The sequence below is a fragment of the Candidatus Zixiibacteriota bacterium genome, from assembly GCA_040753495.1.
Lineage (GTDB): Bacteria > Zixibacteria > MSB-5A5 > GN15 > PGXB01 > DYGG01.
Map to the genome: position 1 here is coordinate 1 of JBFMEF010000085.1, position 16368 is coordinate 16368.

The window sequence follows — 16368 nt, forward strand, 5'->3', positions numbered from 1 at the left end:
GCCGAAAACCTGAGCGATATCACATCCAAGCTGAAACTCGGCGAGGGCACCGCCGGGCAACTTTTTACCAACGACACTCTTTATCATGAATTGACCAAACTGGTTACATCCCTGACCATTCTGGTAAACGAAATGCAGTCAAGCCAGAAACGACTGGTGGCATCGATTGAGAATGTCGCCACCAATCTGGATACTATCACGTCGCAGATAAATTCCAATCAGGGGACGCTGGGGAAACTGATTTCCGACCCGCAGTTATATGATAATATGCGCTCCTCGTCCGCCCGGATTGATTCGATATTGGCGAAACTGAACCGCGGTGACGGCACCGCCGGCGCAATGATAAACGACGACTCTCTCTATCAGGAACTGACCACGGTGATGACCCGGGTGGAGAATTTATTGACTGACATTTCAAAGAACCCGAAGAAGTATTTCAAGTTTTCGGTGTTTTGATTTCTGTAGGTCGGGGTTCCGAGGATGAGATTTGTCGAACCTGAGAAACCCAACACCCCTTTTAACTTGCGCCGTCAGGAGTCCCTCCTGACGGTGACTGTCATTCCCGCGAAGGCGGGGAGCGGGAATCCAGAATACAAGTCGTCCGCCAAACGCAGATATTGTCGGTACCGCGGGGATTCCGACCAATAAGATTTTCTGACTTCTGGATTTTCCCCGCTTAGTACTTCTTCCGCCGCTCCACTACGTAGTTTGACCCCTTGAGCGATTTCGAATACTTCTTCAAATCCGCCAGCATGTGCGACATCTCACCCACATGCTTGAAATTCCCCTTCTGGTTCACCAGCACCGCAATGGAGATAGTCAGAAGCCCGAAAGTTTCCACTTCCCCGCGGCGGTTGCGGGTTTGAATGGTCCCGCGCGTTCTGTCCTGGTCGGAGTATCTAAACGGCACCAGACGGTCGAAAGTTTTAATGACATTCTCGCAGGCTAATCCGACCATATCGGTCGGCAGGATAAAGACAAAATCATCGCCGCCGATATGCCCCACAAAACCGACCCGGCAGATATCGAAGACAACATCGCGGATAATCCGCGCCGTCAGACGAATCACCCGGTCGCCATAATAGTAGCCGTAGTAATCGTTGTAGGCTTTGAAGTCATCGATATCGGCATAGCAGACGCCGAAATCTGCCCCCAGTTTTATCAGCCGTTCGATTTCTTTCTCGATGAGCGCCGGTCCGGGAAGCCATGTCGAGGGATTGACCGAGATATCGCGGCGGCTTCTCTCCGCCACCATTTTCAGTTGAGAGCGAAAAAGCTTCTCCCGCCATTGTCCGTGCAGGAAAGTATCGGTCCCGTTCTCGAAACCGGAAACCAGGACTGATTCCGGCGGGTCGGGATGATACAGCACGGTCGGGATAATCGCCAGGAAGATATGCTCTTTCATCAGGCGCACCATCTCAATCTCTTTGATAAAATCATCTTTGCCGGCGATTATGACCAGGTCGAGATGGTACCGCTGCGCCAGCACCAGAAGTTCATCAATGGTGCGAAAGTAATGGAAGGAGACTTTTTCTTCAATAAACATCCGGGAAAGATTGAAAGCGACATCGACCCCTTCCTGACGGCAGGCGCAGTGAAACATCTATTTCTCCTTCCCTGCCCTGGCCCGTTCCCGCGGATGATAATCGCGGTGCACGGAGAGTAGATATTCTTTGTCGACCTGCGTGTATATCTGAGTCGTGGTGATGCTGGAATGTCCCAAAAGTTCCTGCACCGTTCGCAGGTCGGCACCGCCATCAATCATATGGGTGGCAAAACTGTGACGGAAAGTGTGGGGTGTTACCCGTTTGGCGATGCCGGCTTTGGTCGCGTAGAAGCGAATTATCTTCCAGATTCCGACACGCGAGAAGGAAGTGAGACGGTTGGAAAGAAAGAGTATCTCGCTCTCGACTTTCTTTCGGAGCGGCTCGCGGACCTCGGTCAGATATTTTTCCACCGCTTTGCGGGCGTATTGCCCGTAGGGCACCAGTCGCTCTTTATTCCCCTTGCCGGTGATTTTGATAAAACCTACCTCATCATAGATGGACGAAATTTTGAGATTAATGAGTTCCGAAATCCGCATGCCGCTGCCGTAGAGCATCTCCAGGATAGCGCTGTCGCGAATCCCTTTCGGTTTTCCTATATCCGGCTGCGCCAATATGCGAGAGACCTCATCCACCGAGAGGTAATCGGGGCGGTAGCGCGCCAGCTTGGGCGCCCGGGTGCCTTCGAAGGGATTGCTTTTGACAACCTGCTGCTCCTGAAGAAATTTATAGAATCCTCGAAGCGCCGAAATCTTGCGGGCAATCGAGGCCGGCCTGCGGCTGGCGTCACTCTGACGCCGGAGAAACTCGTTGATTTCTCTGCTGCCTATCGCCAGGCTCTGCTTGAGATTGAAATCTTTGAAGAAGGCGGCGATATCCCGACGGTACGCCGCCAGGCTGTTGGTTGACAATCCCCGTTCCAATTCCTGGAACTGAAGATATTCGTTGAGTAGTTCGCTTACCGGTGGTTTTGCATCCATAACTCGGCTCATCGGTCAGCCACCGCAATTGCCGCCGCCATCACCACTTTCCCCCCGGCGGCGTCTATCGCGCGGCATCCCTCGCGCAGGGTGGCGCCGGTGGTAAAGACATCATCAATTAGAATAATTTTCGCTTCCGGCGCGATTCTTTCGGTCAAGGTGAAGGCGCCTTTCAGATTTTCCGCTCGTTTTTCGAAATCAAGTCGGGTCTGGTCTTTGGTCTTGCGGCTCTTAACGAGTAGCTGCTCTGCGGTTTCAATCTGTAACCTCTTACCTACTATATCGGAAAGTACTGCCGCTTGATTGAAACCACGTCTCCGCAAACGATAACTGTCAAGCGGAATCGGCACCGCCAGATTCGGAAGCAATCTTTCCAAAGTATGTATATGATTGTCTATCAATCGATTAGAGAGACTCTCCCCCAGTTTGGAGTAGCCGGAATATTTGAATTGATGAATAATCTCCTGCAGCGGGTCTTGATAATGTCCCAGCACTGCCACCGGTACTGAGGAGCTATCGCATTCTTCGCAACTTACGGCATCTCCTAACGGCCGTCTGCATGAGAGGCAGAGAAGATGGGGATCGCCGGTCGCTTTACTCCAGCAACTGTCGCAGACCAGGGCATCATCAGCCAAGTTTTCACCGGAGCAGATTAGACATAAGGGAGGAAAAACAAAATCAGCCAGGCTTTCCAGCCCGATATGGAGAAGCGATTTTTGATTTGTTGCCACACCTGAAATCTATTTTCTCAACGGCAGATTTCAAGGGAATAATGTACCGGTCACCCGGTCATTTGCCGCCCAGGTCATTGATCAGGCGGCGGACGGTATCGGCAATGGGCGACTGCGGGTCGAGCTCCACGAACTTGTTCCAGTATTCGCGCGCTTTTTCCAGATTATTCAATCCGCGATAGACGATACCCATATTGAAATGGGCGATAGGATGGCGCGGATTAAGGGCAATCGCCTTTTCAAACATCATGATGGCGGAGTCATCTTTTTCCATGTAAAAATAGCAGGCGCCGAGGTCGGTGATGACATTGGGGTCGGTGGCATTTAACTTGATTGCCCGCCCGTAGCATTCAATCGCCAGCGGATAGACCTGGGTATCCATGAAATGATTTCCCATCTGAACCAGGCTGTCATAATGGTTCGGCAGGCTGGCGATAATCTGCTCCATATCGGTGGCGGAAACCTGCGGCATACCGGTAATCGGCGGATGTTCGAATTGTTGTTGCGACTGGGGAACCGGCTGGGGCTTTTTCGGCTTTGGGGCAAAAATCATATAGGCGACTATCAGCGCCGCCAGCGCTCCCACCAGCAGAATGATATCACGGGAGGGGCTTTTCCTGGAGGGCGCTTTTTCTTTTTTGGCGGAATCAAACGGCGCGCCGCATCCGCTGCAGAATTTACTTCCCGGGGTTACCTTGGCGCCGCAGGAAGGACAGAAATTAATTTGCATCAGGTATCCTGTTTTGAAATTAGACGTATCATTTCGGCTATTATACGCTTTGGGGGGCTATTGACCAATAAGATATTTTTTCCCCGCAACCGTCAGCAGCGAATCGACCGCCCGCTGGTTCCTGGCAAAAGTGAGGTAATAGTACCCCGGACGACTGATATCGGCGCCCGGCGGCGCGCTGACGCTGACCAGCGGGTAACACTCCTTAAATCCCCGATTCTGGTATATCAGTTCCTCCTTGCCAAATCTCAGAAACAGCTTCTCATTTGCAATATGCCCGACAAATATAAAATAATCCGGAAAACGGAAATATTCGGTGGTCGGATTAAATCCCTTATGCGCAATATCCTCGGAGTTGAGACCCCAGATATCATAAAAATATCTGTCGGTATAATACGGTATCCGCCCGGCGTCGGTGATGGAGATACGGGTATTCTCTGACGTCGCCTTCAGTTTTGCGATAAGGTCGTGTTGTGCCGCCATTATTTCTTCTTCACGGGCAACGCTCTCGGTCACCGCGATGACAGGAGAAAATACAGAGATAAACATTATTGCCAGAACCGGCTTTTTCCATCCCGGTCGGAGGAGTTCCCACCCTTTCAGCGCCGCCACCAGAAAGAGCGGCAGCACCGGGATGAGGTAACGAAAGTGAAGATTCATCACAGCCGACGCCCTGACGCTTACAGCCGCCTGAAGCAGAAAAATCAGGGCGAAGAGGATTTCCCAGCGCCGAAATTCGCCATTTCTGAGAGAACGATAAAGCACTAAAAGGAGCAGCAGCGTCAGCGGAAGCATATATAGCGCAAATTTTCCCAGTTCCAACCAACCTGCCGTGGAGGATTCGGCTTTCGCATAATAAGTATTAGGGAGGGGATGACCGAAAACCGCCATCCTGAAAGCGACCAACGCCGCCATGACCAGTAAGACGACAACTATTCCCGAGAGACTGCCGAACCGTTTATCTGTTTTTGAGTCACGGCTCATTAGCCCACCAGCCGTGGCGATTGCCAGAGAGATTACGACACCTTCGGGACGGCTCAGCACCAGGAGCGCCAGAGGAATCCAGGCGAGCCGCGAGTAGCGCAATAAGAGAAGAATCGCCCCGGAGATAAGAAAGGTATGCAGTCCCAGTTCCAAACCGCTTACCGCCCAGAAGGCCGTAACCGGAGCCAGCAGAAAAAGCGCCCCGGCTGGAACAGGGAAGCGGAACGAGAGTTCTTTCTCAATCTTTGTCCAGAGCCATCCGCTCAGAGCAAAGAAAAGTACTCCCAGTACTTTCGCCGTAAGATATGTGGGGAGACCGATTCCGTAGAGCGCCGACAGCAGCAGCAACCAGAGAAAATTGGAATACCCTTCCACCGCCTTGTCGCCAAGATTGAACCGTAACCCGTGACCGCCGGCAAAATTCTCGGCGTACCGAAAGGTAACAAAGGCGTCATCAATCGAATAATCCCAGAAGTAGTAGACTCCTGCCCCGAAAACAAGCAGCGATAATATAAACAGGACTGGTGAAGATATTATCTTCATCTGAAGCCGCGGTCGCCGCCGGGGGCGCGCCGCACCGAAATCACCCCCTTGACCTTACGCACCTTTTCCAGCACCCGCTCCAGCTGGCTGAGATTGTTGACTTCTACTACAATATACCCGGTAGAGCTGGTTTCGGAGATATTGATGTCCGCCCCGCGAACGTTGGTATTGCTCTCGGCGATAGATTCGGTGATTTCCGCCAGAATATTTTTCCTTGGCACTACGTTGACTTCCAGCCGCACGACAAACGCCTGCTCCGATGATACATTCCAGGTCACCGGCACGGTTCTTTCCGGGTCTCTCAAAAGTTCCTGCGCCGCCGGGCAGTCCACCCTATGGATGGTTACGCCCCGCCCTCGCGTTATATACCCTATGACCTCTTCGCCCGGTATCGGCTGGCAGCAACCAGCGAAGCGGAACATCATATTGTCAATCCCCTCAATCTGAATGCCTCTCTCGCGGCGGAAGCGGTCGATGACTTTTTCGACAATGGACTCTTTGGTAGCCTGCTGCTCGGCGGGCAGAATTTTCAGGGCGACCATATTGGCTGAGATAGTGCCGTTGCCGATGCCGAAGTAAAGGTTTTCCACCGACGTCTGCGATAAGCCCTGGGCAATATCCAGGAGGACCTCATCGGGCGGTATCTTTTCCCGATGTTTCTTCAGCTCCCGTTCCAGCAATTCCTTTCCCAGGGCGACCGCCTGTTCAAAGCCGGCCTGTTTTAACCAGCGGCGAATTTTTGTCCGGGCGCCCGAGGTTGCCGCTATATTGAGCCAGTCCTGGGTCGGATGACGATGCGGGCTGGTGATTATCTCCACTTTATCCCCCGACCTCAATTTTGTCGACAGCGGCACAATTCGCCCATTCACTTTCGCCCCCGAGCAATGCAGCCCCACTTCGGTATGGATGCTGAAAGCGAAATCGAGAGGGGTGGCGCCGGCTTGCAGATGTTTTATTTCTCCGGTCGGCGTATATACATAGATATCCTCGGCAAACAGCCCTATTTTCAGATATTCGAGGAACTCCGAGGGATTGGTCATATCTTTCTGCCAGTCGAGGACCTCCCGGAGCCAGAGCATCTGCTGGTCGGCTTTATCCAGCTGCTGTTTTCCTTCTTTATACAACCAGTGCGCCGCGATTCCATGCTCCGCCACATGATGCATCTCGTTCGTTCGTATCTGTATTTCCACCACTTTATCTTCCGGTCCGAAAATCGCCGTATGCAGCGACTGATAATTGTTCGGCTTGGGATTGGCGATATAATCGGCGAACTTATGTCCTACCGGTTTCCAGAGCTCATGGACAATGCCCAGGGCATGATAGCATTCGGCTTTGTTCTTCACTATGATTCTGATAGCGAGAAGGTCGGCAATCTGGTCGAATGGCACCCCGCGGACCTTTATCTTCCGGTAAATGGAATCGATATGCTTCGCCCGTCCGTACACCTCGGCTTTAATCTTTTCTTCTTCAAGCGCCCGGCGAATAGGCACCACGACGAGATTGATATATTCCTCGCGCTCTTCGCGGGTCATTTCGACGCGACGGGCGAGTTCGCTGTAAACCTCCGGCTCGATAAATTTCAGCGATAAATCTTCCAGCTCCGTCTTTAAGCGGGCGATACCGAAACGATGAGCCAGCGGCGCATAAACCTCGCGGGTCTCCATGGCAATACGCTTCCGTTTTTCCGGGTCGAGATGCTCCAGGGTTCTCATATTATGGAGCCGGTCGGCAAGTTTTATGAGAATTACCCGGATATCTTTCGCCATTGATAGAAGCATCTTGCGGAAATATTCTATCTGCTGCTCCTGTTCCGATTTGAACTGGACCGCTCCCAACTTGGTAACGCCGTCCACCAGAGCGGCGATTTCATCGCCGAACTCCTCGCGAATCTGCTCCAGCTTGATGTCGGTGTCTTCCACCACATCATGCACCAGACCGGCCGCGATGGTGGTGGAATCAAGATGCAGTTCGGCAAGTATCAGGGCGACATTGAGGCAGTGCTCAACAAAGGGGTCACCCGATTCGCGTCTCTGGCCGGCATGCGCTTTTTCCGAAAATTCATACGCCTTGCGTATCAATGTTATATTGATATTGGCGTTCAAGGCCTCGGTGGCAATTATGAACTCGGCAAGATTGAGAACGCCTTTCTTAAATGTATTTACCGGTGTGGGCATATCTTACAATATAAACGATAAATCTTCTCCGACGTTACCGCGGCGTCATATTTGACGGCGGTTTTTTCGGCATTCTGACTCAATTTTTCACGCAGGGGTCGATTTTCCAGCAGTCCCGTTATCATACCCGCCATCGCTTCCGAATCGCCGCATGGGAACAGAAGACCGGTCTGCCCCTCTTGAACAAGTTCCCGGTGCGCCGAGATATCGCTGGCCACGACCGTCATTCCGGCGCCCATCGCTTTGAGAAGGGCAATGCCGAGCCCTTCACGGTGTGACGGCGCCAGATAGATATTTCCCTTTTTCAGAAAAGAGGAGGGCTCATCCGACCAGCCAATCATATTGACTATATCGGCTAAACCGTTGCCAGAAATAAAATCGGCAATTCTTCGCTTCTCCGGTCCGTCGCCTATAAGGAAATACTTAGAGTCAAGCGACGGTTTATTTTCAATGAGCCTCTTAACCGCTTTTACCGCATCGATAAAGCCTTTCTCCTTGTCCAGGGCTCCAACAGAAATCAGGTTTATTCCGCCCGAGAAGGAGGCGTTATCCGTTCTTATGCCGGAGTGACTTCTGATTTCATTAAGGTCAATCATTGAAGGAATCAGCGCTATTTCGGAGTCGTTGACACCCCCCTCTCGCAGGTCGCGCCGGACGGTCTCTGATATGGCAATAAAAACTATTCCATGCCGCCGGTATTTGGTGCGGCTTCCCCATCCGATTCGACCGCTGCTGCGGCGGGTGACGACTACCCGAACTTCAGGCTGCGCCCTTTGGAGAAAAATCGCCAGAGAATGAGCATGGGAATCATGCGCATGGACAATCTGAATTTCGTTTCTTTGAATATAACTGGTTAGTTCGCGGCGTTTCAGGATTCTGCCCAGATTGCTTTCTGCCAAAGGAAAATAACCGCTCATATATTCAGTACCCCTTTGCTTCAGTCTGGATGTCTCCGGACAGGCAAGATACTGCTTAACTTCAAACGCTCCCAAATGTTTTAGATGCAGATAAACCTGCTCCTGACCGCCGCGAAAGAGCCGTCCCGTATCAAGATGCAGAACTTTTATCATGACGGTTTATCCGCCGCGCCAAGCGTTTTCAGTTTGGCATATTTTATGAAAGTCCCGTATGCTGAAAGTCCGGCGATGAGAAATCCCTCGAGGCCGTCAAGAAAGCCGGCGCCGGTCAGATAATGGCGGAAGAAAGATGCCGGCGGTTTCAACAAAAGATTATGTATATGAAACTCTCTCCCCTGACGGCGAAGTTCCTCCGCACCAAGGGACGTGTATCGGTCCAGTTTTCGCAAATAGACTGAGATATCAGGATAGGAATAATGGAGCAGGGTATTATTGAGACGGCCCACCGGACCGGAGACAGTCACTGATTCATGCACCAGTGAATCGGAGAAGAGGCCGACTTCACGGCGAAAGAGGCGAAGCACATAATCAGGATACCAGCCGGAGTGATATATCCACTTCCCCATAAAATTGGTCAATCGGGTAATTTCATATCCGGCTTTGGCATTATCGCTGCCGACCACAGTCAGAATTTCTTCCCGCAGCGGCGCTGTTACGACTTCATCGGCGTCTATCGACAATATCCAACTTCCGTTAGCCTTTTGCTGAGCGAATTTTTTCGCCGGTCCAAATCCATTCCAGCCCATATCGAAAACCTGAGCGCCGAATCGTTCGGCAACGGCGCGGGTGTTGTCGGTCGAGCCGCTATCGACCAGAATAATCTCCCCCATACCCTGCACCGCCGTCAGAGAACGTACCAGATTCTTCTCTTCATTCTTGGCGATTATGATTATGGAGAGATTCAATTCGATGCCCCCCGCACTACCGTTTGCCGGAACTGTTTAAATAACTCCAGAATCTCCGGCAGAGAGATATCGTGAATATCATACTCGTTGTGGGAAAAAACCACACCCTCGCGTTGTCCGTAGGGATGCCAATGCTCGAAATTCCGCTCTGAAGCTGTGTAGAATCCAATCACAGGCACGCGCCAGGAACGGGCGATATGAATTAAGGAGGTGTCCGGCGATAGAAGTAGTGAAAGGCGGCTGATTAACGCCGAGACTTCGACAATATTCATTCCCGGCGGCGGTAGATAAACTCTTTGACGCAGCTGCTCGCTCAGTTTCTTGCAGAGCTGATAATCATCGGGAGCGGCAAGCAGGAGGATATGCAGGTCGCTATATTCGGAGAGAAGCGATTGCAGCAAAGCCAGAGAACTTTCCAGAGGGAGACGTCGCGCGGGGCGTCCTCCCGACGCATTATAGCCGACCAGCCAGATTTTGCCGCTAATGCCGGTTATCTGATTGAGCAATTCATCCGCTTTCGATTGGGAGACACTGTCAATGAAGGGGGCGGCATATCGCTCCGCCTCATTCTCATCCAGCCCAAATGCGTTCAGCAGTTTCAAAGTGAAGTCAATATTATGCTCTTGACGCAAGGGATTCTCGGGATGATTATAATCGTAAAATCTGGCATGCTCCACTTTTCCCAGACTGATTCTAATACCGCTTTTGACCGCCAACTGCGCCAAAAACAAAGTGGTGGCAGAGTCATTACGGACGGCATCGATAACCAGGTCACATACTTCGCGCCGCAACTCCTGTACAGTTCGTATATCCCGAAAGAATCTCTTGCGGTAAACATAGACCTTTTCGATTCTGGGGTCGTCTTTGACCAGAGGAAAATTTCGTTCGGAAACAAGAAGATATATTTTCAAATGCGGGTAATGCCTTCGCAAAGCGTCAATCAAAGGAAAGGTTATGACCATGTCTCCCAGTTTGTCGGGGCGCAGTATCAAGACTTTCTTCAACTTGGAGCCATCCACCGGAATTTTGGAGGCATCACCGCAACGCCAGAAAAGCGAAAAAAGAGACAGCGCCGCTCTCCTTATCGCAGATTCTATTCTCTTGGCCAGTGTCATCAATTCATCCGCAAAGAGATTACGTTTCGAAAGCAGTTTTCGACCCGGTCAAGCATTACATCATAACTGAAAGCGGTCTGCCAGCGCCGGAGCGACTCCTCCGAAAGCTGCCGGCGAGTCTCATCTGAAGAGGCAACGGCAATCACGGCCGCGGCCAATTCTTCCTTGCTCCCCGGCTGGAAAAGCGCCGCATTCCCCCCTTCATGGACCACTTCCGGAATGCCACCGGCGCGGCTGGCAATTATCGGCAATCCGGAGCGCATCCCTTCCAGAATGGCCAGCCCGAACGGCTCATCGACGGAGGGATGAATCATGAAATCGGAACCCGATAACTCCAGCTCCAAATCATCAAGCATTCCGGCAAAGATAAAATGCCTCTCAAGATTGAGCTCCCGAATTTTCGCTTTCAGCTTGGGCTCGAGTGGCCCGCTTCCCAACCATAAGAAATGAAGGCGCGGAATCAGCCGCACAATCGTAGGGGCGGCCTCAATCAGGGTCTGATGTCCTTTTTGCTCCACAAATCGAGCCGAAGTTATCGCGATGACGGCGTCAGATGGCAGGCTGTATCGATATCGCAACTCCCGGCGGGCGGTCTCTTTATCGAGATTATTTGCGCGCTCCTTCAGACCGATCGGTATTACCTCTACCTTATCAGCCGTTATATATCGGTCAGAAACAATCTGTGACTTTAGTGATTGCGATGGCACAATTACCCGGTCAAATAATTTCGGGGTGAGAAGGCGATGAATTCGGCTGTCGCGAGTGATTTTGATTCCGATTGACCAGACCACTCCGGGGCGGCGGACAAGACGCGCCGCCAGCCCGCCTATCCGCAGGTCTTTATTGAAATTCACCACGACAATGTCAATTCGGTACTTTCTTATGAAGCGCGCCACTTTTCCGATAGTTACAGGATTGAAATCGCCGGAGATTTTAAGACTCTTGAGGTTCAGATTCTCTCCGGCATTACGCAGTCGCCGCAGGAATTCCGATTCAGGCCGTCCCATTACATATAGACCATGCCCGCGGGCGGCCAGACCGGCTCCGACCAGACGAATCCATTCCTCCATGCCTCCATAAATCTCTTCCCGGATGGAATTAAGGAAGAGGATATTCACGATTCATCCCGAAACTGCATATTGTAGAGCCGACGATACAAGCCGTCCTGGCTCAGTAGCTCCTGATGGTTGCCGCTTTCGACTATCCGGCCCGAGTCGATTACCAGTATCCGATGGGCATTAATCACTGTGGAAAGACGGTGCGCGATTACCAGAGCGGTCCGCTCTTTCATCAGATTATCAATCGCCTCCTGTACCTGCTGCTCCGATTCGGTATCGAGAGCGGAAGTGGCTTCATCAAAAATCAGAATTGGGGGATTTTTCAGAAGCGCCCGGGCGATGGCAATTCTCTGCCTCTGTCCGCCCGAGAGCATCACCCCGCGGTTGCCGACCACGGTATCGTACTTCTTCTCGAATCCCTGAATGAATCCGTCGGCGTTCGCCATCTTTGCGGCGTCAATAACATCATCCAGCGGTATGCCGTTAAGTCCATACGCAATGTTATTGAATATAGTGTCATTGAACAGATAGGTTTCCTGGGTAACGATTCCGAGGAGACGTCGCAGCGACTCCAATTTTATCTTGCGAATATCGATACCATCGATAGTAATAGTCCCGGCCTGGGGGTCATAGAAGCGGGGAAGCAGGTCCACCAGGGTCGATTTCCCTCCGCCGGAAGGACCGACCAGGGCAAAAATCTGCCCTTTCTTCAATTCAAGGGAGATATCCCGCAGTACCGGCTTGCCGTCGTTGTAAGCAAAAGTCACGCTGTCGTACTTAATTGATGAGTCAAAAGAACGCTTCTCCACCGCCTCCGGAATTTCCGCCACCCGAATGGGCGTATCAATTATACCGAATATCCTCTCCGCCGCGGCCAACCCCTCCTGTATTTTGATATGAATGGAGAGAAGCGTTTTGACCGGTTTAATCAGCGAGAACATGGCGATGATGAAAGTCATGAAGTCGCCGGCGTCCATCTCCCCCTTCCCTTCAAGAATCTGCGTTCCGGCATAGAGCAGTATCATGATTCCGGCGCCGACAATAAGAACTTCGCTTACCGGGCTTGCCAGATAACGGATACGGGTCATCCGCAGGATGGAGCGGAAATAATTCTGGGTTGCCTTGGAGAACTTTTCAATTTCAAATTTCTCCATGGCATAAGCTTTCACAATCCGGATATTGGAGATAGATTCTTCCAGAGTAGAGTTGACATCGGCCATCCGCTCCTGGGTGCGGCGGGAATATTTCCGGAGCTTTTTCCCCATGATATAGATGAATCCAAAAACCAGCGGGAGAATCAGCGCCGCCAGGAGGGTCAGTTTCCATGACAGAAGAATTAAGAATGCGCTGAGAAGTAGAACGGTTAGGGAATCGGCGACGAGACGATTGAAACCAAGGTCAACGGTTTCATTAAGGACGATGACGTCATTGGTGACCCGCGATATCAACTGCCCGGTCTGCTGGCGATGGAAAAAACTCAGGGACAGTTGATGATATTTCTCAAAGAGGCGATTACGAAAATCGCGAACCACCGATTGCTGGACAAACGACATGAAAAATCCCTGCAGGTAGAGAAAGATGTTCGCCGCCAGCCCGACCGCGAGTATCAACCAGCAAAAATTAAATAAAGTCTCCTGGCGCGAAGAACCAGTTACCAGGCTGCCAATCAATTCTTTCAAGGAATTCTTGGCTTCAATCAGGAAATCGTATTCGCCGGTAACGGCCGAAGGTAAATCGTGACCGGTCGCGGCCGTAGGTGAGGCGCTTTCGGCAGAAATCGCGCTTTCCGGTTGGGCGCCTGTAACTCCCATATCGGTCACGGCAAAGAGGGTCATCAGAAGCGGTCCGGCGAGCCAGACCAGCATTCCGGAGAGGAGGGCGTACATCGCCGACGACAGCGAAGAGCCGAGCAGATGTCGCCAGTACGGCTTGAGAATCGAAAATGTCCGCCGGAAAAGGCTCATATTACCTATGATTACAGGTTTACAATCTTATAAGATAAAGAACGGAATGGTCAAAAGCAACTGCTCCGCGCTCAGGGGTTAAGACGGGTCGCAGTCGAAGGGATAGCAATTTCGAATTTGTCGGCCGGGAGGTCGGTATCAAGGCGGAAATCCCGAACCTTTGCCTCAAAGCCAAAGGTCTCCTCTTCACCGATATATTGAATATTCGAAATCAGAAAACGGAGGTCATGCTTCTCATAATCAAGCCTGATACCGCCGCCGCAGTCTTTATAGTTGAGTATATACCGCCTTTGCTTATCATCTTCTTTTAGGATGGTAAGATAGAAATTATCAGACAGGGAGGAAATCTCCGGAGGCAAAATTCGGAAAAGCTGCCCCAGAACCGATTCCAATTCGGCGTTCCCCAGGCATGATTTCTTTGCCAGAGCATTCAACTTGCCGGAGTAGAATTCCTCTTCGGTCGGAAAGTACACAATCAAAGAGTCGTTGGTCAGAACACCTTTCATCACCCCTTTTCCCAGATAGCCACGGGCAAACCAGGCAAGAGTCTCTTCGGATTGATAGAGGTCGAGACGAAAGGAGCTTTTTTTACCCTCCCGATTTATCTTGACGTCTAATAGATAAGCATCCCCCCGCAACTTTTCCTTCGGCGCTGTCTGCTCCGCGGTTTTGATTCTCACTCGGTTGCGATTGGCAAGAGTGCATCCGGCAGGAAATATCGCAGAAATCGTTATCAGGGCAAAGAAAAACAGCGAGAGTTGGCTTTTCATATTACATCAGCCTTATACCGGCAAAGAGATAGACAAAGAACTTGATGAAAGGTCCCAGGACAAACCAGAAGCCGCCGATGATTATCAGAAACATAAGAATGAAAGGGGCAAAGCGCTCGAATTCCATCAGGGGTATTTCGTATCGCGCCGGCAGGAGACTTTTAAGAATATGGGAGCCATCCAGCGGATAGAGAGGAATCAGATTGAAAAACGCCAGTGAGACATTAATCATGACGCTGATATATAAGAATTGATATACCGCCGGAGGCAGAGCCAAATCGGCTCCGTAAGAGGCGCGGAACAGCAGTCCAAATATCAATCCTAACCCGAGATTTGAAAATGGTCCCGCCGCCGAAATCCAGAGGTCGGCGGTACGAGGGTTTTTCAGGTTATAGAGATTGACCGGTACCGGTTTTGCCCAGCCGAAACGGAAGCCCGACAGGAACATCATGAGAGTGCCAAAGAAGTCGAGGTGTGCCAGCGGATTGAGGGTCAACCGTCCCATATCTTTGGCGGTGCTGTCGCCGAAGCGGTAGGCAAGATAGGCGTGAAAGAATTCGTGGACCGTCAGCGCAAACAGAATCGCCGGGGCCGCTATCAGGGCTTTTTCTATGAAATCGGAATCAAACATACTCAATTAATTCAGGCATAAATTCCGCGCAACATAACGACATCGACCACTCGCTGAATTGCCACCATAAAGGCGGCAAGGCGGAGGTGCACCTTGTTCTCGACGGCGACTTTTAAGACATCCTGGAAGGCGTGCGTCATGATTTTTTCCAGTCGCATCAGAACATCTTCCTCACTCCAGAAATATCCCATCCGGTCCTGGACCCATTCGAAGTAAGATACCGTAACGCCGCCGGCATTGCAAAGGATATCGGGTATGACAAAGACCCCATTTTCAACAAGTATGGGGTCGGCATCAGGCGTGACCGGTCCATTGGCGCCTTCGGCGACAATTCTGGCTTTCACGCGGGCGGCGTTTTCGACCGTTATCTGGTTCTCCAGCGCCGCCGGAACCAGAATATCGACATCGGTATAGAGAATCTGGCTGCCGTCATACGGTTCGGCGCCGGCAAAACCGACTACATTCTTGTGCCTGGCGGCATATTTGACCAGTTCTTCAATATCTATCCCCCTGGGATTGTGAAGCCCGCCGTACACGTCGCTGATATGAGTGACCTTCACGCCGAGCCGATGCAGATAAAGGGCTGCCACCGAGCCAACATTGCCGAAGCCCTGGACGGCCGCGGTGCAATTCGCGGCCTCTAATCCCAGATGTCTTAAAGCTTCCCGCACCGTTATCACCACGCCGACTCCGGTCGCCTCGCGCCGTCCGGCCGAACCGCCCAGCACCAGCGGCTTACCGGTCACCACCGAAGTGACAGTAGTACGCTCGTGCATAGAAAATGTATCCATTATCCACGCCATAGTCTGTTCATTGGTATTGACGTCAGGAGCCGGAATATCCCGTTCGGGACCGAACAGGTCGATGAGGTCGGCGGTGTAACGGCGGGTCAGCCGCTCCAGTTCCCCCCGCGACATCCTGCTCGGGTCGCAGGCGATTCCTCCCTTGCCGCCGCCAAAGGGGATATTTACCACAGCGCATTTCCAAGTCATCCAGGAGGCCAGCGCCTGCACTTCATCGAGAGTTACATCCGGATGGAATCTAATCCCCCCTTTGGCGGGACCGCGAACAATCGAATGCTGCACGCGGTATCCGGTGAACATCCGAAAGGAGCCGTCATCCATCTGCACCGGAAGCTTGACAATGGTGCTGCGCCGCGGATACTTGATAAATTCGAGCAGTTCTTTGGCGATATTCAGCTTGCTTGCCGCCTGGTCAAACTGCTTCATCACATTTTCAAAAGTGGAAACCGGAACATCGACCGATTTCAATCTCTCGTGGACTGTCATCTGTTTTTATCTCCTGAAATTTTTCTGCTGTTT

The 16368-nt window shown here is 51.7% G+C and carries 15 protein-coding genes; 1 reads left to right on the forward strand and 14 read right to left on the reverse strand.

The annotated features are described in order from the left end of the window. Positions 1-456 (forward strand): hypothetical protein (locus tag AB1690_05405; protein ID MEW6014737.1); only part of this gene is annotated, 456 nt, incomplete at its 5' end. Between the two features lie 220 nt (positions 457-676). On the opposite strand, the gene AB1690_05410 is transcribed toward AB1690_05405, so the two are convergent. The 14 genes from AB1690_05410 to AB1690_05475 all read right to left on the reverse strand — a co-directional run bounded on the left by AB1690_05410 (position 677) and on the right by AB1690_05475 (position 16335). Next, positions 677-1603, reverse strand: coding sequence for a GGDEF domain-containing protein (locus tag AB1690_05410; protein MEW6014738.1), 927 nt, complete (start codon positions 1601-1603; stop codon positions 677-679). After that, positions 1604-2524, reverse strand: a complete 921-nt coding sequence (gene xerD / locus AB1690_05415) for a site-specific tyrosine recombinase XerD (GenBank protein ID MEW6014739.1) — start codon at positions 2522-2524, stop codon at positions 1604-1606. It lies immediately after the preceding gene. 8 nt (positions 2525-2532) lie between these two features. Continuing rightward, positions 2533-3255 carry a double zinc ribbon domain-containing protein gene (locus AB1690_05420; protein MEW6014740.1) on the reverse strand — a complete coding sequence of 241 codons (723 nt, stop codon included), beginning with the start codon at positions 3253-3255 and terminating at the stop codon, positions 2533-2535. 58 nt (positions 3256-3313) lie between these two features. Beyond that, positions 3314-3985 (reverse strand): tetratricopeptide repeat protein, encoded by a 672-nt coding sequence (locus AB1690_05425; protein MEW6014741.1) that lies wholly within the window; start codon positions 3983-3985, stop codon positions 3314-3316. A 57-nt stretch (positions 3986-4042) separates the two neighbouring features. Then, the gene (locus AB1690_05430; GenBank protein MEW6014742.1) at positions 4043-5512 is read right to left on the reverse strand and encodes a hypothetical protein; all 1470 of its coding nucleotides are present in this window, start codon (positions 5510-5512) and stop codon (positions 4043-4045) included. Beyond that, complete coding sequence (locus AB1690_05435; GenBank protein ID MEW6014743.1) at positions 5509-7686, reverse strand: bifunctional (p)ppGpp synthetase/guanosine-3',5'-bis(diphosphate) 3'-pyrophosphohydrolase; 2178 nt, start codon at positions 7684-7686, stop codon at positions 5509-5511. Before AB1690_05435 ends, AB1690_05430 begins: the two co-directional genes overlap by 4 nt. Next, the gene (locus tag AB1690_05440) at positions 7671-8756 is read right to left on the reverse strand and encodes a glycosyltransferase family 4 protein (protein MEW6014744.1); all 1086 of its coding nucleotides are present in this window, start codon (positions 8754-8756) and stop codon (positions 7671-7673) included. Before AB1690_05440 ends, AB1690_05435 begins: the two co-directional genes overlap by 16 nt. Further along, the gene (locus AB1690_05445; protein ID MEW6014745.1) at positions 8753-9508 is read right to left on the reverse strand and encodes a glycosyltransferase family 2 protein; all 756 of its coding nucleotides are present in this window, start codon (positions 9506-9508) and stop codon (positions 8753-8755) included. The genes AB1690_05440 and AB1690_05445 overlap by 4 nt, the downstream gene beginning before the upstream one ends. Further along, entirely contained in the window at positions 9505-10623 is a 1119-nt protein-coding gene (locus tag AB1690_05450) for a glycosyltransferase family 9 protein (GenBank protein MEW6014746.1), read from the reverse strand. The genes AB1690_05445 and AB1690_05450 overlap by 4 nt, the downstream gene beginning before the upstream one ends. Further along, the gene (locus AB1690_05455) at positions 10623-11741 is read right to left on the reverse strand and encodes a glycosyltransferase family 4 protein (protein ID MEW6014747.1); all 1119 of its coding nucleotides are present in this window, start codon (positions 11739-11741) and stop codon (positions 10623-10625) included. The genes AB1690_05450 and AB1690_05455 overlap by 1 nt, the downstream gene beginning before the upstream one ends. Next, positions 11738-13645, reverse strand: coding sequence for an ABC transporter ATP-binding protein (locus AB1690_05460; protein MEW6014748.1), 1908 nt, complete (start codon positions 13643-13645; stop codon positions 11738-11740). The genes AB1690_05455 and AB1690_05460 overlap by 4 nt, the downstream gene beginning before the upstream one ends. 71 nt (positions 13646-13716) lie before the next feature. Then, on the reverse strand, positions 13717-14415 hold the full coding sequence (locus AB1690_05465) for a hypothetical protein (GenBank protein MEW6014749.1): 699 nt from the start codon (positions 14413-14415) through the stop codon (positions 13717-13719). Position 14416: 1 nt separating this feature from the next. Then, entirely contained in the window at positions 14417-15046 is a 630-nt protein-coding gene (locus tag AB1690_05470) for a site-2 protease family protein (protein ID MEW6014750.1), read from the reverse strand. A gap of 11 nt (positions 15047-15057) precedes the next feature. Then, positions 15058-16335: a Glu/Leu/Phe/Val dehydrogenase gene (locus AB1690_05475; GenBank protein ID MEW6014751.1), complete on the reverse strand. Its 1278-nt coding sequence runs from the start codon at positions 16333-16335 to the stop codon at positions 15058-15060. Positions 16336-16368 lie beyond the last annotated feature (33 nt).